Origin of the sequence: Devosia subaequoris (assembly GCF_014197055.1) — a bacterium.
GTDB classification, from domain to species: domain Bacteria; phylum Pseudomonadota; class Alphaproteobacteria; order Rhizobiales; family Devosiaceae; genus Devosia; species Devosia subaequoris.
The window spans coordinates 157,594-176,334 of record NZ_JACIEW010000002.1 but is presented as its reverse complement, the minus strand read 5'-3'; the positions used below and the strand labels follow the sequence as shown (position 1 = coordinate 176,334).

The 18,741-nt window shown below is 61.6% G+C and carries 18 protein-coding genes and 1 pseudogene; 14 read left to right on the top strand and 5 right to left on the bottom strand.

Features of this window, described 5'->3' with window-relative positions:
* The first annotated feature begins 195 nt into the window (after nt 1–195).
* From GGR20_RS05515 to GGR20_RS05495, 5 genes are all read left to right on the top strand, one after another.
* Nucleotides 196–693: a flagellar basal body-associated FliL family protein gene (locus GGR20_RS05515; protein ID WP_183310247.1), complete on the top strand. Its 498-nt coding sequence runs from the start codon at nt 196–198 to the stop codon at nt 691–693.
* A complete protein-coding gene (fliM, locus tag GGR20_RS05510) occupies nt 693–1,883 on the top strand; it encodes a flagellar motor switch protein FliM (RefSeq protein WP_183310246.1) in 1,191 nt (396 codons plus the stop codon). The genes GGR20_RS05515 and fliM overlap by 1 nt, the downstream gene beginning before the upstream one ends.
* Nucleotides 1,880–2,311: a DUF6468 domain-containing protein gene (locus GGR20_RS05505; protein WP_183310245.1), complete on the top strand. Its 432-nt coding sequence runs from the start codon at nt 1,880–1,882 to the stop codon at nt 2,309–2,311. Before fliM ends, GGR20_RS05505 begins: the two co-directional genes overlap by 4 nt.
* Nucleotides 2,308–3,261: a MotE family protein gene (locus GGR20_RS05500; RefSeq protein ID WP_183310244.1), complete on the top strand. Its 954-nt coding sequence runs from the start codon at nt 2,308–2,310 to the stop codon at nt 3,259–3,261. The genes GGR20_RS05505 and GGR20_RS05500 overlap by 4 nt, the downstream gene beginning before the upstream one ends.
* Nucleotides 3,262–3,450: 189 nt before the next feature.
* A complete protein-coding gene (locus tag GGR20_RS05495) occupies nt 3,451–6,792 on the top strand; it encodes a tetratricopeptide repeat protein (RefSeq protein WP_183310243.1) in 3,342 nt (1,113 codons plus the stop codon).
* 39 nt (nt 6,793–6,831) lie between these two features.
* Here GGR20_RS05495 and GGR20_RS05490 read toward each other — a convergent pair.
* Nucleotides 6,832–7,275: pseudogene (locus GGR20_RS05490) on the bottom strand (DUF4386 family protein); the annotation flags it as partial.
* A 573-nt stretch (nt 7,276–7,848) separates the two neighbouring features.
* On the opposite strand from GGR20_RS05490, the gene GGR20_RS05485 reads away from it, so the two are divergent.
* Nucleotides 7,849–8,109, top strand: a complete 261-nt coding sequence (locus tag GGR20_RS05485; protein ID WP_183310242.1) for a hypothetical protein — start codon at nt 7,849–7,851, stop codon at nt 8,107–8,109.
* Here GGR20_RS05485 and fliP read toward each other — a convergent pair.
* Nucleotides 8,106–8,891, bottom strand: coding sequence for a flagellar type III secretion system pore protein FliP (gene fliP, locus GGR20_RS05480; RefSeq protein WP_183310241.1), 786 nt, complete (start codon nt 8,889–8,891; stop codon nt 8,106–8,108). The genes GGR20_RS05485 and fliP overlap by 4 nt on opposite strands.
* Nucleotides 8,860–9,489: a FliO/MopB family protein gene (locus GGR20_RS05475; RefSeq protein WP_183310240.1), complete on the bottom strand. Its 630-nt coding sequence runs from the start codon at nt 9,487–9,489 to the stop codon at nt 8,860–8,862. Before GGR20_RS05475 ends, fliP begins: the two co-directional genes overlap by 32 nt.
* A 223-nt stretch (nt 9,490–9,712) precedes the next feature.
* Between GGR20_RS05475 and flgB the strand changes: the two genes are divergently transcribed.
* From flgB to GGR20_RS05435, 8 genes are all read left to right on the top strand, one after another.
* Nucleotides 9,713–10,117, top strand: coding sequence for a flagellar basal body rod protein FlgB (gene flgB, locus GGR20_RS05470; RefSeq protein WP_183310239.1), 405 nt, complete (start codon nt 9,713–9,715; stop codon nt 10,115–10,117).
* A 9-nt stretch (nt 10,118–10,126) separates the two neighbouring features.
* Nucleotides 10,127–10,537, top strand: coding sequence for a flagellar basal body rod protein FlgC (gene flgC, locus GGR20_RS05465; protein WP_183310238.1), 411 nt, complete (start codon nt 10,127–10,129; stop codon nt 10,535–10,537).
* A gap of 21 nt (nt 10,538–10,558) precedes the next feature.
* Nucleotides 10,559–10,894 carry a flagellar hook-basal body complex protein FliE gene (fliE, locus tag GGR20_RS05460; protein ID WP_183310237.1) on the top strand — a complete coding sequence of 112 codons (336 nt, stop codon included), beginning with the start codon at nt 10,559–10,561 and terminating at the stop codon, nt 10,892–10,894.
* A 123-nt stretch (nt 10,895–11,017) separates the two neighbouring features.
* Complete coding sequence (fliQ, locus tag GGR20_RS05455) at nt 11,018–11,284, top strand: flagellar biosynthesis protein FliQ (protein ID WP_183310236.1); 267 nt, start codon at nt 11,018–11,020, stop codon at nt 11,282–11,284.
* A gap of 3 nt (nt 11,285–11,287) precedes the next feature.
* Entirely contained in the window at nt 11,288–12,055 is a 768-nt protein-coding gene (gene fliR / locus GGR20_RS05450) for a flagellar biosynthetic protein FliR (protein WP_253560108.1), read from the top strand.
* Between the two features lie 3 nt (nt 12,056–12,058).
* Nucleotides 12,059–13,147: a flagellar biosynthesis protein FlhB gene (flhB, locus tag GGR20_RS05445; protein WP_183310235.1), complete on the top strand. Its 1,089-nt coding sequence runs from the start codon at nt 12,059–12,061 to the stop codon at nt 13,145–13,147.
* Nucleotides 13,148–13,321: 174 nt separating this feature from the next.
* Nucleotides 13,322–15,892: a cell cycle histidine kinase CckA gene (gene cckA / locus GGR20_RS05440; protein ID WP_183310234.1), complete on the top strand. Its 2,571-nt coding sequence runs from the start codon at nt 13,322–13,324 to the stop codon at nt 15,890–15,892.
* A 70-nt stretch (nt 15,893–15,962) separates the two neighbouring features.
* Nucleotides 15,963–16,346 (top strand): DUF2237 family protein, encoded by a 384-nt coding sequence (locus GGR20_RS05435; protein ID WP_420827431.1) that lies wholly within the window; start codon nt 15,963–15,965, stop codon nt 16,344–16,346.
* Nucleotides 16,347–16,526: 180 nt separating this feature from the next.
* Here GGR20_RS05435 and GGR20_RS05430 read toward each other — a convergent pair whose 3' ends face one another.
* Both GGR20_RS05430 and araD1 read right to left on the bottom strand, forming a co-directional pair.
* Entirely contained in the window at nt 16,527–17,546 is a 1,020-nt protein-coding gene (locus GGR20_RS05430) for an aldo/keto reductase (RefSeq protein WP_183310232.1), read from the bottom strand.
* A gap of 142 nt (nt 17,547–17,688) precedes the next feature.
* Nucleotides 17,689–18,684, bottom strand: a complete 996-nt coding sequence (gene araD1, locus GGR20_RS05425; RefSeq protein WP_183310231.1) for an AraD1 family protein — start codon at nt 18,682–18,684, stop codon at nt 17,689–17,691.
* Nucleotides 18,685–18,741 lie beyond the last annotated feature (57 nt).

The window sequence follows — 18,741 nt, the reverse complement described above, 5'->3', positions numbered from 1 at the left end:
TGGCTCAATAAAATCAATAGCTTAGACGGTTGGGGTGGCTCGCTCTCGGTAGGTTGCGTCGGTGCATTGGGTAAAAGTTGCCCGGCAAAAACTGCCGGCTTTGGTGAGTTTGTAACCTTTCGTTAACCAACTGGGCCTTAGCTGAGTGGGAAACCGGAATCGTCCGGAAATGCGGGCGTTTGACAGGGCCACTTTATGACTGCCGAAGCCGAAGCCGGAACCGAAGCGCCGACCAAGAAGGGCATTCCCAAGCTCTTCATCATCGTGGGGGCTGCGGTGGTGGCCCTGCTACTTGCGGGGGGTGGCCTGTTCTTCTTCCTGTCCTCCTCGGGTGGTTCTGAAGAAGCGAGCGACGCGCATGGTGCCGCGGCGTCGACCGAGGTGCATGACACCTTCATTTTCAACCTGCCGCCAATGATGGTGAATCTGTCCTCGGAAGGGGGCAATCAGGGTTTCATGAAGCTGACCATTGCGCTTGAGGTGGCGGACGAGGAAATGATGACCGAAATCCAGCCGCGGCTGGCCAAGGTGATCGACGCCTTCCAGGTCTATATGCGTGAATTGCGCAAAAGCGACCTTGAAGGTTCTGCCGGGATCTACCGGCTCAAGGAAGAACTGCTGCGCCGGGTCAACCTGGCGATCTATCCCGCCCATGTGGAGAGCGTGCTCTTCAAGGAAATCCTGGTGCAGTAATGGCCGGACCGAGCGAACAGGACAAGCTGGCCGACGATTGGGGGATCGAGGATATCGGGGCCGCCGAGACGCCTGCTGCACCAGTCGACGAAAGCGAAATGAGCGAGGAAGAGCGCGCTGCCGCGGCTGCCGCCGAATGGGCTGCCATGCTCGAAGGCGGCGATGGCGACGGCGAGGGCGGGGCGGATCGCGTTCTCAATCAGGACGAGATCGACAGCCTGCTCGGCTTTGATTCCAATGCGGGCGGCAATGTCGAGCTGACCGGCGTTCAGGCGCTCATCAACTCAGCGCTGGTGTCTTACGAACGCCTGCCGATGCTGGAAATCGTCTTCGACCGCCTGGTGCGGCTGGCGACGACCTCGCTGCGCAATTTCACCTCGGACAATGTCGAGGTGACCATGGACTCCATTTCGTCCGTGCGTTTCGGCGACTATCTCAATTCTATTCCGCTGCCGGCCATTCTTTCGGTCATCAAGGCCGAGGAATGGGAAAATTATGGCCTGCTTACCGTCGATTCCAACCTGATCTATTCGATGATCGACGTGTTGCTCGGTGGGCGCCGCATCGGCGGTAATATCCGGGTCGAGGGCCGGCCCTATACCACCATCGAGATGGCGCTGGCGCGCAAGATGATCGAGATCATTCTCGAGGATACCCATCGCGCTTTCGAGCCGGTGACGCCGATAAATTTCAAGCTCGAGCGGATGGAGACCAATCCGCGCTTCGCCGCCATTTCGCGCCCGGGCAATGCGGCCATTCTGATCGAACTGCGCATTGAAATGGATGAGCGCGGTGGCAAGATCGAAATCCTCTTGCCCTACGCGACGATCGAGCCGATCCGTGAACAGCTCCTGCAGATGTTCATGGGCGAAAAGTTCGGCCGCGATCCGATCTGGGAAGGGCATTTGGCCACCGAGATCTATCAGGCCGATGTCGAGGTCGAGGCGGTGCTGCATGAACAGCAATTGCCGCTCTCGCGCTTGCTTGATCTCAAGCCAGGCCAGACGCTGATGTTTGAACGCGGTCCCAGCGACCCGGTGCGGCTGCGCTGTGGCGATGTCGAGCTGACCGAGGCCATCATGGGCCATATCGGCAATAATGTTTCCGTGCGGGTCACCAACCCGCTCAACCCGCCCAAGGTCACCATGGAGGCCTTTGAGGCAATCGACGATACGATGGAAGGACGATGATGTTGGGGCTGCCGCTTGGACTGATTGTGGAAGGCGCCGTAGCAATTCTGCTGGCCCTGACCATTGGATATTGCGTTTTGCTCAACCAGCGCCTCAAACGCCTGCATCAGGACAAGGATGCCATGGCCAAAATGGTGGCCGACCTGGTCAGCGCGACCAATCTGGCCAATCAGGCGATCAAGGAGCTCAAGGGCACTGCTGTCGAGGCAGACCTGACCCTGAGCGCGCGCATGGAAGAAGCCGAGCGGTTTGGCGTGGAACTGGCCAATCACGTCACGGCCGGTACCGTGCTCATGGAGCGCATCGCCAAGATCACCAGTGTGGCACGTCAAAGCCAGGCCATTGAACCGGTTGAAGCGCCCAACAAGGTGCAGACGGCGCTGCAGCAATTGTCCGAGCGCGTGCGCAGCCGTGGGGCCGCCGCGTGACCAATATCCGCCTGCTCCCCGTTGTTATCCTGGCCGTCGCGGCCCTGCTGGTCCTCAAGACCGTGGGGCTGGTGACCAATGGCGGCTACGTACTGACCGGTGTGAGCACGGCGCAGGCCGCGGGCGGCGGCGGCGATGGTGGTGGCGCGGCAGCTACGGGCGATACCGTCACCCTGCCCAGTGAGCCGACTATTGAGGATGGCAGTCCCACCATGAGGGATGCCGCCCCGACCCTGGGGAAAGCAGGCGATGATGGTCATGGTGCGCCAGCCTCCGGGCATGGCGAGGCTGCAGCGACAGCTCATGGCGAGCTCGTCAGCAATGTGATTGCCGCCGAAAATGCCTGTGATCCGCGGCCGAGTGCCGAGGTTGGCGAGGCGGATACCAGCGAAGGCGAATTGATGGTCATCCCGGGCGATTGCCCGCCGCTGGCCGATGCCCTGCCGCAGGTGCTGACGCCCAATGGTGTGATGCCTCTGGGCGGCGGTGAGACCACGGTGACCGAGCAGGCCCTCTTGGAGCGCCTCTCGACACGCCGCACAGAGCTGGAAAGCTACGAACAGGAACTGGCCATGCGCGCCTCGCTGGTCGAGGCGGCTGAAAAGCGCATCGACGAGCGTCAACAGACCCTGCAGTCGATCGAGGACGAAATTGCCTCGCTGGTCGAGCAGCGCAAGGAAATGGAAGAGGGGCAGTTTGCCGGCATCGTGGCCATGTATGAGACCATGAAGCCCAAGGATGCTGCCAAGATCTTCAATGCCCTGGACATTGAAGTGCTGCTGCGCGTGGCCAAAATGATGAGCCCACGCAAAATGGCCCCGATCCTGGCCGAGATGGACACCATGCGGGCTCAGGAACTGACGGTGCGCATGGCCTCGGCCACGACCGACCCGCTGGACCAAATGGCGCCAGAAACCCTGGCGGAGCTACCCCAGATCGTCGGGCAATAGGCAATTGCCAGCCTTCCCTTTAGGGGCACGTTAAGTACCGGACGATAGGGTTGGAGCGAAGAAGTGGCTTGCCGTCCAGAAGGCGGCGCCCTTTTGAGTGTTGTAACCCTCGCGTCTCCTGAGGATTCTGGGCTTTTCAGCCCGTCCCCCGTATTCGCGACTTGTATGCGTCGGGCGGGCAGAAAGCCGGTGAAGACTGCAATCAGTTCAGGTTTGCGAGCCCTGTCTCGCGTTATCGCGGCGGCAGCTCTGGCCTGCGCCATGATGACGGTTACGTCCGCGCTGGCGCAGGAACAGGGGCAGCTGTTTGCCACCGAGGAAGAGGGCTATGCCCGGCTGATCCTCAGCTTTCCCTCCCGCGACACCCTGCCGGAATACGAGTTCCGCATCGACAATGGCGTGCTATCGGTGGAATTTGCCGAGCCTGTCGATATCCTGATCCCGGATGTTGCGACGACCATGCGGAACTATCTCTCGGTGGCGCGGATCGATCCGGATCGGCGCGGCCTGCGCATCGGGCTCAAGGGGAGCTTCAATTTCAATCGCATCGAAGCGGGCGAGAAGCTGTTTGTCGATCTGATGCCGCCCGATTGGCAGGGCATGCCGCCGGCGCTGCCGCAGGACATCATCGACGAGTTGGCCGAACGGGCCCGCCTTGCCGCCATTCAGGCCGAGCGGGACCGCAAGGCCCGCCTTGCCGCCGAGCTCGATCCACAGGTGGATGTTCGCATCGGACGCAATGCCACCTTCATGCGCCTGCAGTTCGACTGGACTGTGCCAACCGAAGGGGCGTTCAACAAGAAGGGCGATGTGGGCGCCGCGACATTTGAATGGCCGGTAGAGATGGACCTGACCGGTCTGCTTGCCAGCCTGCCTGAAGAGATCGTCTCGATGCAGTCCGGGTACTCCGCTGATGGCGCGGCTGCGACCTTCATTTTTGCCGAGGGCGTCGAGCCGCGGTTTTATGCGATCTCTCCGTCGCAATATGTGCTCGACATTGACATTGCGGGCGAAACGCTACCGGCGCTGACACCGGCCGATCTCGCGGCCGAGGCCGCGCAACAGGCCGCCAATGATGAGGCTGAAGCGCATCAGGAACCAACGATCTCGGCCCTGCAGGCGGATAGTCCTGAAACCATTACTCCGTTCATCAATGTGCTTGGCAACACGGTGCGCGTGGTCTTTCCATTCGAGCAGGATACGCCTGCCGCGGTGTTCCGGCGCGGCGATACGGTATGGATGATCTTCGATACGGTCAGCGGCATCGAAGCGCCCCGCAGCTCAATGGATCTGGATGCGGTCGCCCACGAGTTCACCGTGTTGTCCTCGGGCGATACGCAAGTTGTTCGGTTGGATCTGTCTCAGGATCGCCTGGCGACATTGGGCTCGGAGGGCATGGCCTGGGTGCTTTCGCTTGGCGACATGATGCTGAGTCCCACCGAGCCGATGGCGCTGTCACGGCGGCGTGACGTCGAGGGCTCGTTCGAAATGGTGGCCGACATGGTCCGGCCCGGCCGGCTGCACGAATTCCGCGATCCGCTGGTCGGCGACGTGCTCAAGGTGGTCACGGCCTTCCCGCCAGCCCGTGGGCTGACGCGGTCGCTGGACTATGTGGATTTCACGGCGCTCCGCAGCGTGCATGGACTGGTGGTCAAACCCAAATCGACCAATCTGGACGTCGATGTCGAAAGCCCGGTCGCTGTTATTTCATCGACCAGTGGACTGACGGTCTCGGCCATCGATAGCCTGCGCAATTCCGGTTCGGTAGCGCAGGAGGCAGCCCGCGCCGGTTATCTGGACCTTAAGGGCCTGGAAGAACGTGACCCGGTTGCCCTTGCCGACAGGCGGGAAGAGATGGAGCGCGCCGCCGCAACAAATGAAGGGCGTGAACGTGACATTGCACGGCTCGACTACGCCCAGTTCCTGGTCGCCAATCGGTTGGCCTTTGAGGCCCTGGGGGTGTTGCGTGTGCTCGAGAGTGACCTGCGGGCTGAGGATCTGACGCGCAAGATTCGCACGACGACCGCCATCGCCGATGTGCTGGCCGGGCGTCCGCGGGACGCCTTGCAGACGCTAAACGCGCCGTCGCTCGACCAGGATGTGGATTCGCTGTTCTGGCGCACCATCGCCCGTGCCGAAAGTCACGACTACCGCGGCGCCCGCTTCGATGCGCTCGAAGCGCGTTCGGTAGCCGACAGCTATCCGGAATGGGCGCGCAATCGCTTCCGCCTGGCGGCCGCGCGGGCGGCTGTGGAGGCGGATGATCCGACGCTGGCGCAACGCATGCTGGACGATGTGGATTTCGTCAGCCTGAGCGTCGAGGACGCCTCGCTGCACCATTTGCTGGCCGCGCGCATCGATGAGGCCGAGGGCCGCAATCAGGAAGCGCTGGACACTTATGGACAAGTGATTGCAGCGGAAATTCGTCCCACCCGGGCTGAAGCAGTCTATCGGACCCTGCAATTGCTCGATCAGGAAGGGCGGCTGGATCTGGCCAAGGGCACGCAGACGCTGGCGGCTGAAACGCTGCTTTGGCGCGGCGATGCGCTGGAAGCCGATATGCAGACCCTCCTGGCCAAGCTCTATTTCCGCAATGGGGAATATCGCCCGGGCTTCGAGACCGTGAAAGCGGCCGTCGCCAATTATCCCGAGAGCCCGGCGGTCAATGGCTTGCGCGATCAGGCGCAGGCGATGTTTGCCGATCTGTTCCTCAATGGGGTCGCCGATTCCATCGGTCCGGTCGAGGCGCTGGCGATCTACTACGATTTCCGCCACCTGACCCCGCCCGGTGCACGTGGCGATGAGATGATCCGCAACCTGGCCCGCCGGCTGGTGCGGGTGGATCTGCTCACCCAGGCTGCGGACCTGCTGCAATACCAGCTCGATAATCGCCTGCGGGGCGTGGCGCGCACGCAGATCGCCGCCGATCTCGCGGTGATTTACCTCGCCGATCGCAAGCCACAGGACGCATTGCGCGTGCTCAATGAGACGCAATTACCCGGCCTTCCGGATTCCCTGCAGCGCCAGCGGCGCCTGCTTGAGGCGCGCGCCATGATCGATGGCGGACGCGACCAGCTCGCGCTCGACCTGATCAGCAATATGGATGGCAAGGATGTCGAGCTGATGCGCATCGATGCGCACTGGACTGCGCGCCGCTACAGCCAGGCCGGTGAGATGATCGAGGTCATCTATGGCAATGAGCCCGAAGGACGGCCGCTGGATCGCTCGGGTCGTATGGGCCTGATCAAGGCAGCGGTCGGCTATGTGCTGGCCGGCGACAAGTTCGGCCTGGCCCGGCTTCGGGCCAAGTTCGGTGAACGCATGGTGGCCTCACCCGAATGGCCGATGTTCGATTTCGTCACCGGACCGATCCAGGCCACCAGCCTTGAGTTCAAGCAGGTGGCCGCCGAGGTCGCGGCTCTCGACAGCCTTACAGCCTTCCTCTCGTCCTATCGAGAGGCCTATTCCGGTGAGGGCGCCCTGACGCCTATCAAGGCCAGCCGGCCCGATGCAGGCCTGGCGTCATTGTAGCGGGTCAGATCCGAACCATCGCAGATGTTCCCTTGCCAATTACACGGCGGTCTCTGGCTGCGATACGAAGCCGGGATTGTATCCTCGCACAATCAGGAGGAGCGCCAACGCGATCTCCGCCAGCGCTGCGGGCGCATTGAGGGCGAGGTAGGGAACAGACACGACGTCTACTAGACCAGACAGATAGAGGACGGTTGCTGCAAGCGTCAGTGCGGCCCCGGCCAGTCCGGCCCACGAGAGCCATCTTGGCACGGCTTGGATGCGCCACAGCGCCCAGTAGAGAATAGCGCCACCGGTGGCCCAGGGCAGGATCATTCCGCCATGATTGAGCCAATCCCGTCCCTGTCGCAGCAGCTCGGCCGCGACAACGTAGTTAGCACGCTCTGCGGCGGCGGTCGCTGTCCGCAGCCCATCTCCGATAACGGTGAACAGCAGCAACGCGACAACACCCATGAACAGGAAGGTGATGCCGATTGTTCGGAGCGCTAGGTAGGCCGTTTGCGGCCGTCTGGGACGCGCTTCTGACCAATGGAAACGTCAGTGCAACAACGCCCGTATAGGCGAGCGCCATGGTGGCCTGAAACACTGCAGCAACGACAATTCTGGTGTCGATGGATGCGAGATGTTCGAAATAGTCCGAAGCATCGATTTCCGGCACTGAACTCAGGACGCCGCAAGCGATAGCTGCGAGTATCAACCCTCCCAGCGACGCCGCCTGCCACCTTTGAATATCCGATTTCATTCTGACGCACCTGCATGGTGTCCGCATTACATGACATATGGTATAGTAATTCATACATCATGTCTATGTTGCTGGACATGTAGGTGGTTATGGCCGGATGGCGCAGGGGCCGATCCCTTTCCGGCGAGGCCCGAACCTTCGCGGCCCGTTCTGCATGGGCGACAAAGGCGCGGGCGCGCGCGATGGCGTTGTCCAGATATTGATCCGGCCCCAACATCTTGCGGGAATTGAGCGCATGGGCGCCGAGTATGGGGAAGTCGACGATTTCGATGTCGTAGTCCCAGCCGGGGGCGGTCGGTTGCCTGAGAGCGGCGATGATGCGCCAGCAGGCGCTCGCGCAGGCTGTAGCAATGATCGTCGAAAGCAACCAGGCCATCGGTGACGTACATGTGGCCGCCCGGCACATCGCCTTTGGGAATGATCCGTTCGGCGTGAAATCCGGCCAGGGGGCACTCGGCGAGATAGACTCCAGCCAGGATGTGGCAGGCGCCGTGGCCGAAAAAGATGCGGTCGGGCAGGGTCCAGCGCCGCACCATGTCCTGCTTGATGCCGGGTTTGAGCCGGTACATCGCTAACTGGTGAAACTTCGGACCAGCGATCCGGCCACCAGATACCAGCCATCAACCAGCACGAAGAAGATCAACTTGAAGGGCAGGGAGATCACCACCGGGGGCAGCATCATCATGCCCATGCTCATCAGCACCGAGGCTACGACCATGTCGATGACGACGAAGGGCAGGAAGAGCAGGAAACCGATCTCGAAGGCGCGGCGCAATTCGGAGATCATGAAGGCCGGAACGAGAAGCTGCAGAGGAATGGCTTCCGGCTCATCGGGCAGCGCCGTGTCCGAGAGGTCGTAGAATAGTTCGAGATCGCGATCGCGGACATTGGCGCGCATGAATTCGTGGATCGGGGCGGCGCCGGCGTCGAACGCCTGGGCGAACTCTATTTCGCCGGCCATCAACGGGGCGATGCCCTGTTCATAGCTCTGTTGCAGTGTCGGCTGCATGATGAACAGGGTCAGGAACAGTGCCAGCGACACCATGACGGTGTTGGGTGGCGCGGTCTGCAGGCCGATGGCGGTACGCAGCAGCGAGAGCACCACCACGATGCGGGTGAAACTGGTCACCATCACCAGGATCGATGGGGCCAACGAGAGCAGGGTGATCAGCCCGATGAGCTGGACGGCCCGCTCGGTCAACGTGGTTTCGTCGCCGAAATCAATGGAGAGATCTTGCGCGAACGCGCCCTGGGACCAGAGCAGCAGAAGGCCAACGGCTGTTAGAAGCGGCAGCAGGAAGCGCCAGCGCGCCTTGCGCGCCGGATCAGTTCCGGTTGGCCTGCTCGCTATTGTCATGCTCAGCCGCTGTGCCTTCGCTCGCCGTGTCACCATCGACCTCTCTATCTGAGTCGGCAGGTGTCTCGCTCGGCGCGTCGGGGTTATCAACGGATAGCGTAGGGTCCTGCACGCTGACTGGCCGGAGCAGGCCGGTGTGGCGCAGTGAGCGTGTGGGGCGCTTTGCCGGTTCGGGTGCCGGTGGCGCGTCTGCATCGGGCTCGGCGGGGGTGGGCTGCGTGGGGGCCGGTGCCGGTTTGCTTACTGCCGGTCGCCTGGTCGCGAGAGAAGGCAGGCCGCGCCGTGCCGGCTCGGGCTTGGCAGTCTCGGGCACCGGGATGCCGGACTCCACAACCACATCATGCGGACCGCCGGTCAGGATCAGATGCTCGACATCGTCGCGCCGTACGATCACCAATTGCCGCTTCTGGTCGAGGGCCAGGGTATCCACCACGGCCAGGCGCCGGTTGCGGCCGCGCGCCGCACTTCCCGAGACATTGGAGATCAGCTTGAGGAACCAGACGGCCAGCACGATCAGCACCAGCACGATGCCGAGCGCCAGAATCATGGTGAGGATGGTATTGCCGCTGCCGCCGAACAGTCCGGTAATGAATTGCAAGAGGACGCCTCCACAGCGTTTCAGGTCGGACCACGCACATAGCGCGATTCCGGGCGGGGCAATAGGTGCTGGTCGACTTGGGGCGGCAATTCCTGCCTGGCTCGCCCATCATTATTGCAAAATGCACGTCGTTTCAGGCCGACGACGGAGCCACTTAACACTTGGTTAACCATTCACCCGGCAAGAATTGCCTAACTGAATTCGTTTCCGGGGAGCTTGGCCCATGGGCCTTATGGATATGCCAGTCTTTTCGGCGCTGACCGACAAGATGCGCTGGCACCAGACCCGTCAAGGTCTGTTGGCCGAGAATGTCGCCAACGCGGAGACGCCCGGCTATCGAGGGCGGGATCTCAAGCAATATGAATTTGCCGACCGGCAGGGAATGATGAGCTCGTCGGCTGTCGTCACCTCGGTCACCCAGCCCATGCATTTTTCCGCCTCCTCGGGCGAGGGCGCGTTCAATGCGCAGCGCATGGCCAATTTCGAAGTGACGCCGGAAGGCAATGGCGTCACGCTCGAAGACGAGATGATGAAAGTCACCACCAATATGATGGATTATCAGGCGGCGACCTCGCTCTACCAGAAATCCGTCCGCATCCTGCGCGTCGCGCTGGGCAAGAACGTCTAGGGGTAACGCATGGACTTCAATTCTTCGCTTCGCATCGCGGCCACGGGACTGCACGCGCAGACGGCGCGCATGCGGGTCATTGCAGAAAACATCGCCAATGCCGATTCAGCGGGCAAGGCACCTGGAGACGAGCCCTATCGTCGGCGCATTCCGACGTTTCAGGCCAATTACGACGCCGAGGTCGGCGGTCGCATCGTGGAGGTCGGGCGCCTCGCCTACGACATGAGCGATTTTTCCTCGCGCTACGAGCCTGGGCACCCAGCAGCCGACGAGAGCGGCTTTGTGCAATATCCCAATGTGAACACGCTGGTGGAGACCGTCGATATGCGTCAGGCCCAGCGCAGCTACGAGGCCAATCTCAACGTGGTCACTGTTACCCGGCAGATGCTCGGGCGTACGCTCGACATCCTGCGCGGCTGATAAGCGAGAAAGACATCACAAATGGTCGTCAGCAATACCCCGTTCAATGCGGCAACTGCCGCCTATTCCAATGCCAGCCGCCTGATCAACCAGGCCGCCAAGCCGCAGGCTGACCTGACCGCAACTGCACCGGCCGCCGGCGGCAATTTCGCTGATCTTCTGGCGCAAAATGTCCAGGGCGTGGTCGATCAGGGCAAGGTGTCCGACCAGATGGCGCTCGACATGGTCAGCGGCAAGGCCAATGTGGTCGACATGGTCACCGCTCTGAGCGAAACCGAAATGGCCATCGAGAGCATGGTCACCCTGCGCGACAAGGTGATCTCGGCGTATGAAGAAATCATGCGGATGCCGATCTAGCCTCAACTTGCAGGTGAATGGCAGTCGAGCGGGCCGGGATAAACCACACCGAGATGGCCCTCGGCCTTCGCCGGGGTAACAGCCGATGATAGGCTGGGCTGCGAATCGAGAAGGGTTGGAGCCATGAGCGGCGCTGAAGTGCTCGACATTGCCAGCCAAGGAATCTGGACGCTCATCATCGTCTCGATGCCGATGATGCTGGTTGGGCTGATCGTTGGTGTGGTGATCGCGCTGTTCCAGGCGCTGACGCAGATTCAGGAAATGACGCTGGTCTTCGTGCCCAAGATCATCGCCATCTTCATCACCATGCTGATCTCCCTGCCGTTCCTGGGCGCCACCATGGCCAGCTATATGGACCGGGTGGTCGACATGATCATCGTGGGTGGGTAGACGGTGACCATCAGCCTCGACTGGCTCCCGGCGACGGCGTTTACGTATATCATCATGTTTGCGCGCATTGGCGCCATGCTGATGCTGATGCCCGCACTGGGTGAGCAGACCATACCGTCGCGGATGCGGCTGAGCTTTGCGCTGGCCTTTACCCTGGTGCTGTTTCCCCTGATTGGTGAGGTGATCCCGGCCATTCCGCCCGACCTGGCGGGCATGGTGGGGTTGCTGTTCCATGAACTGGCCGTGGGCCTCATGATCGGGGCCATTGTGCGCATCACCGTGATGGCAACGCAGGTGGCCGGTACCATTGTGGCCTTCCAGACCGGCCTGTCCGGTGCGCTGGCTGCCGATCCGACCCAGATGGGTCAGCAGAGCGCCGTGTTTTCGAGCTTCCTGTCTTTTCTCGGTATCACGCTGATCTTTGCCACCGACCTGCACCACATGGCGCTGGCGGCCATCTATGACAGCTATATGGTGTTCTCACCCACTGACCCGCTGATGTTCGAGGATGCCATGCAACTGGCGGTGCGCACAGTCAGTGGCGCTTTCATGGTGGGGGTGCAGATGTCGGCGCCCTTTATCGTTTTCGGTCTGGTGTTCAACCTGGGCGCCGGCATCCTGGCGCGGTTGATGCCGCAATTGCAGGTCTATTTTATCCTGATGCCGGCCAATATCATCGTCGGCCTGCTGCTCTTTGCAATCCTGCTTGTGATGATGATGGGCTGGTACATCACCGCTTTCGAAAATCATCTTGCGATGTGGAGGGGCTAGCCGATGTCGAGCGAAGCTCCTGATCAAGACTCCAAAACAGAAGACCCCTCCCAGAAAAAGCTCGAGGACGCTCACAAAAAAGGCGATGTTGCCAAGAGCCAGGAGGTGACGACCTGGTTCATGCTGATGGGCTCGGGCATTGTTTTTGCCCTGTTGTCCCCGTGGATCAGCAACGAACTGAGTGAGCCACTGAGCCTGATTTTCATGAATGCCGACCAGTTCGATCTGGAAGGCGCCGGCTTTGCCGACTTCTTCAACGGGCTGGCCCTGGCGATGATCGGCGTGGTCCTGATTCCACTCGCCGTGCTGATGGTGTGCGGCATCCTTGCCAATCTGGTGCAACACAGGCTGGTCTGGTCGCTCGATCCGATCAAGCCCAAGCTTTCCAAGATTTCACCGATCAGCGGCGCCAAGCGGCTGTTCTCGCCCGATGCGCTGGTCAATTTCGCCAAGGGACTGGTCAAGATCGTTTTGGTGGGCGTGATCGTGATCGTGGTGTGCTGGCCCGAGCGCGACAGGCTCGACACCATGATGACCGCCGATCCGATCATGATCCTGCTCGATTTCCAGGAGATCGGCATCAAGATCTTTGCCGCCGTCCTGGCTCTGATTACCGCAATCGCCGCGGCAGATTTTTTCTACGTGCGCCAGAAATGGTGGAAGCGGCAGATGATGACGGTTCAGGAGACGCGCGAAGAATACAAGCAGATGGAAGGCGACCCGCATGTGAAGGGACGCATCCGGCAACTGCGCCAGGACCGGGCTCGCAAGCGCATGATGTCGTCCGTGCCTGACGCCACGGTGGTCATTACCAACCCGACCCACTTTGCGGTGGCCCTCAAATACGACAAGGACATGGCGGCCCCCAAATGCGTGGCCAAGGGTGCGGACGCGGTCGCACTCCGCATCCGTGAAGTAGCCAAGGACAATGACGTGCCCATTGTCGAAAATCCGCCATTGGCGCGTGCTTTGTTTGCCTCGGTGGAGATCGATGAGACGATTCCGGGCGAGCACTTCAAGGCGGTGGCCGAAGTGATCGGCTTCGTGATGCGCCTCAAGAAGCCGGGCGGAGGATGGCGGCCGAGTGCGTAAGCTGCCGAAGAGGTCAGTTCCCGCAAGTAAGAAAGCGCGCGTCGGTGCAAGTCGGCATCATTGTGCCGCCATCCACGGCAAATCGGGGCTTCGCCCTCCCATGCGGGCGGTCCTTTTGCTAGACCTTTTCTGATGTCCCGATTCGGGACGCGTGCAGTACTGGAGCAGAACCCCATGGCAGCGACCCCGCTTGGCGAGGACAGCTATCCCGAACCGGTGCTGGATTCGGGGCGTGGCGGCGCCGGGATTTGGCGGGTGGTGGTGCTGGCCATCGTGCTGGTGGGAGTGGCCGTGGCCTTCTCGCTGTTCGGAGATCGCATTCCGCCTGAACTGGTGATGAGCTTTGTCGGCCTGCTGACGGTGGCCGGTGTGTTCTTCCTGTTCGGGCTGGCGGCGGGGTTGTTTCGTTTCGCAGCCAGTGAAGATCGGCGGACCCTGAGCCATGCTGTGGTCGACAGCCTGCCTTTCGGTGCGGTGATTGCCGATCGCGAAGGCAAGATCAGCTATGTAAATCAGCACTATGGCAGTTTCCCGGGTGCGGTGAACAATGGCGTTCCGGTAGGCGTGCCAAGGCTGTTTTCCGGCTATGCCGATGCGGGCGAGGCGATCTACCGGGTATCGAGGGCGGCGCGCGACGGACGCACGGCGATTGAGGATATCCGCGTGCCGGGCGGTTTGGGCGGGTCCCAGTCCGAGGCCGGTCGCGTGTTCTGGTATCGGGTTTCGGTGCGGCCGCTGCCCGATTTTGCCGATAGTCGCAAGCCGCTGGTCGCCTGGTCGGTGGAGGACATCACCCGCGACCGGGAAAACAACGAGACCGCGTTCCGCGATCTGCAGCGCGCCATCGATTATCTCGATCATTCGCCTTCCGGCTTCTTCTCGGCCGATGCGCATGGGCAGATCCAGTATCTCAACTCCACCCTGGCCGACTGGCTCGGTTACGATCTGGCCGAATTCAATGCCGGGCAGCTTGCCCTGGGCGATATCGTGCGCGGCGACGGCGCCTCGCTACTGATGCGGGGCAGGGGTGACGGAGAAATTCGCACCGAGATCATCGATATCGATCTGGTGCGCCGCAATGGCACTTCGCTGCCCGTGCGCCTGCTGCATCGTGCCGCCCGCCTGGCCGATGGCGAATTGGGGGAAACCCGCACGCTGGTGCTCGATATGTCGAGCGCCCCGGATACTGAGGAAGAGCTCCGTGCTGCCGAAGTGCGCTTCTCGCGCTTCTTCAACGACACGCCCTTTGCCATCGCCACCCTCGACGCCGAAGGGCGGATCGTGCGGACCAATGCGCCATTCGGGCGCATCTTCCATTGGTCGGGCGAGGACAAGAGCCTGGAATTGCAGCCGCTCAGCGATCTCATCGGCGAGGGTAGCCGCGAGAAACTGGCCAAGGCCCTGAGCGACGCGACGGCGCAACGCTCGGAAGTCGAGCCGGTCGACGCCGCGCTCAGCGCCGAGGGCGATCACGCCGTCCGGCTTTATATTTCGGCCTCCGAGGTCAGTGCCGGCTCACCTGAGCAGGTCAATGTCTATGCCCTGGATATGACCGACCAGCGCAAGCTCGAGGCGCAATTTGCCCAGAGCCAGAAAATGCAGGCCGTAGGGCAACTGGCCGGTGGCGTCGCGCATGATTTCAACAATCTGCTCACCGCCATTATCGGCTTTTCCGACCTTTTGCTCCTGAAGCACAAGCCGGGCGACCCCTCGTTCAACGAGCTGATGCAGATCAAGCAGAATGCCAATCGCGCAGCCGGCTTGACTCGCCAGCTGCTGGCCTTTTCGCGCCGCCAGACACTGCGTCCGCAAGTGCTGGAGCTGCCGTTGATCGTCGACGATCTCACGGTACTCCTCAAGCGCATGATCGGCGAGAAAAACAACCTCACGGTCGAACATGGCCGCAATATCTGGCCGGTGCGTGCCGACGTGGTGCAGCTCGAACAGGTGATCATCAACCTGGTGGTCAATGCGCGCGATGCTATGCCCAATGGCGGGTCGATCACCCTGCGGACGTCCAATGTCACCCAGGCCGAGGCCGCAGGCATGAAATTCGAGGGCATGGTGGCGGCCGACTACGTGCTGATCGATGTGGAAGATACCGGCACGGGTATGAGCTCAGAGGTTCTCGCCAAGATCTTCGAGCCGTTCTTCACCACCAAGGAATTGGGCAAGGGCACGGGTCTGGGTCTTTCGACGGTTTACGGCATCGTCAAGCAGACCGAGGGTTTCATCTATCCGGTGTCGACCGTGGGGGTGGGCACCACCTTCAAGATCTTCCTGCCGCGCTATGTGCCAACGCCGGAAGAAGCCGCCGCCAAGGCCGCCATTGCCTCGGCGCCGGCCAAGGACCTTACAGGCCACGAACGCATCCTGCTGGTCGAGGACGAGGAAAGCGTGCGTGCGTTCTCGGCCCGGGCCCTGCGAGCCACTGGCTATGAGGTGTTTGAGGCCGATGGAGGCGAAGAGGCCATCGAGGTGCTCGAAGAGCTCGACTATGAGGTCGATCTGATTATCTCCGACGTGGTGATGCCCGAGATGGATGGGCCGACCATGCTCAAGGTCATTCGCGACAAGATGACCAAGCTCAAGATCATCTTCGTGTCCGGCTATGCCGAGGAAAGCGTGCGCCGCGATATCGAGGACGACCAGAGCGTGGACTTCCTGCCCAAGCCCTATTCGCTCGACCAGATCAATTCCAAGGTCAAGGAAGTGCTGCGCCGGATGGACAAGGGCGACAGCTAGGCCCACAACGGAGCGTCAATCAAGGAGCCCTTCCGCTCGGGCTCCTCTTGCCGGGAGCATGAATTTGAACGTGCGTATCGAAGATCCGGCGGAGCTCAATGTGCTGGGTGAGCCGTTGCAGCCATGCTCGCACGACCCGTTGACCGGCTATTTCCGCAATGGTCACTGCTCGGCCGGGCCCGATGGCGGCGCGGTGCACCTGGTTTGCATTGCGGCTACGGATGAGTTCCTTGGCTATTCCGCAAGCGTGGGCAATGACCTCTCCACCCCGCGGCCCGAGTTCAATTTTCCAGGGCTGGTGGCAGGTAACCGCTGGTGTCTGGTGGCGGCGCGCTGGGCTCAGGCGCATAATGCCGGCAAGGCGCCACGGGTCTATCTGCGCTCGACCAACAAGCGGGTTCTGGATTTGATTCCGTTCGAGTTTCTAAAGGCTTGTGCGCTCGACCTGAACTGATTATTCCGGCAGTCGCAATTCTCCATGCTCGTCCGCTACTATCAATTTAGGAGGCGGCCTATGCCTCAAGCCAGCCGGAAAGTGCGTGACAGTGCGTCGAGATGCGCCGCCCTTAATCGTGGCTAAGTACCAGAGTTGCTGAACCGCTGGCCGACTGCCGTGGTCTGAGGGCGGATCGCGTCACGCTGTGCTGCCGGGAATGGGCGTGCCGGGCGCGAGGAGGCCTTCATCAGCCAGGGTGGACCAAAGGGCGTCGGGAATTTTCGTGTCCCACCAGTCCAGAATTCCGTCCAGTTCCTGCGGCGAGCGGGGGCCGGGCAGCACATTGCATACGGCCGGATGGGTCAGGGGGAATTGCAGGGCGGCGGCGGGCAGGGGCACGTTGAAGGATTTGCACACGGCCTCGATGGCCCGCACGCGCTGGACAATATCGTCCGGGGCCTTGGCATAGTTGAACTTGTCGCCGCCAACCAGAATGCCGGAATTGAACGGACCGCCGACCACAACCGAGGCCTTGCGCTCAATGCAGGTGGTCATGAAGGGGGCCAGCGCGGTCTGTTCGAGCAGAGTATAGCGGCCGGCCAACAGGAATACGTCCCAATCGCCCAAGGCGAGTGCATCCATGCACACTTCCCACTCATTGACACCCAGACCGATGGCTTTCACCACACCGCTGTCACGCAGTTCGCGCAAGGCCTTGTAGCCGCCTGAGGCCAGCTGGTTCCAAAGCGGCTTGTTGGCTTCGGCGCCATGGGTGGCAACGCCGATATCGTGGACGTAGAGGATATCGACCTGGTTCAGCCCCAGCCGCTGCAGGCTGTCGGCATGCGAGCGCATGATCCCGTCATAGGAGTAGTCGTAGACCTGGTCGAAAGGGAGGGGATCGACCCAATTGCCCTTGTCCTGCACCGCTGGATCGACGGGCTTGAGCAGGCGACCAACCTTGGAGGAAATGATCGGGCGTGGATGGGCGGACCGCACCACATCACCCATTAGATGCTCAGACCGCCCCAGCCCATATTGTGGGGCGGTGTCGACATAGTTGAGGCCCTGCTCCAAAGCATGAGAGACCGTTGCACGGGCCTGTTCGCCAGGGACCGCCGAAAAGATTCCGGCCAGACTTGCGCCGCCAAGGCCGAGGGTGGTGACCTCGATATCGGTCTGGGCAATGCGGCGTTTTTCGAAGTGGCGAGCTGTCATGGGCGTCCTCCCTCAGGGTGGCGGCATAACTGACATGTTAGTGGTTTGGAGTAAAGACGGCGTGGCCCCTGCGGCCGGTCATCGGGCACCAGCCGCCGGGACGAGCCCGGCGACAATGGCATCGGCAGGATGAATGCCGAACTTAGTAGAGCCCGCCGACCACCACCGGCTTTTCCTCCTCCACCTGCACAGGATTGCGCAGGGCCAGGCCAAACTGGTCTTCCTCGATCTCAAAGACATCGTCGGGCTTGGTGGAAATGCCATCGGCAAAACTCAATGTCGCCGTGCCGAACATGTGCACATGCACGTCGCCCGGCTGGCAGAACAGATCATATTTGAAGTGGTGATATTCCAGATTGGCGATGGTGTGGCTCATATTGTCCTCGCCGCTCAGGAATGGCTTTTCCCACAACACTTCGCCGTCCCGCAGAATGCGCGACATACCCTCGATATGGCGCGGCAGGTCGCCCACGCGCAATTCAGGCCCAAAGGAACAGGCCCGCAGCTTGGAGTGGGCCAGATAGAGATAGTTGATCCGCTCGGTCACGTGGTCGGAAAATTCATTGCCCAGGGCAAAGCCGAGCCGGCGCGGTCGGCCTTCGGCGTCAATCACGTAGATGCCGGCGATTTCGGGCTCCTCGCCAGCGTCGAGCGCAAAGGATGGGGAGGGGATGGCCTGGCCCGGATTGACCACGATATGGCCATTGCCCTTGTAGAACCATTCGGGCTGCACGCCCTTCTCGCCCGCCGCCGGCTTGCCGTTCTCGAGCCCCATGCGGAACATCTTCATGCTGTCGGTCAGCTCACCGGCCGGCTTTTCGCCATTGGCCTTGTGCATGGCGTCGCGTGTGGCGGCAGAGCCGAGATGGGTCAGGCCCGTGCCGGTGACGTGCAGATGGGCCGGGTCGGGATGATCGATTGGCGCCAGCACGCGGCCCTCGCGCGCCAGCACGTCCTTGTCGATGAGATCGCCCAGCCCATGTGCCTCGGCGGCAGCGGGCAGGCCGCCGACGCCGTTGAGGGCTTCCTGCACGAGCGCATAGACGCTGCTGACACCCTTGAGTTGCCGGGTCTGGCCGTCGCGCGTGACGCCGACGGCGCGATCGCCCTTGTCGTCGATATACTGGATCAGGTGCATCAGAGGTCCCCGGTTTGCCTTTGGCGCATAAAACTGATCCCCGGCCAAACTGTCCAG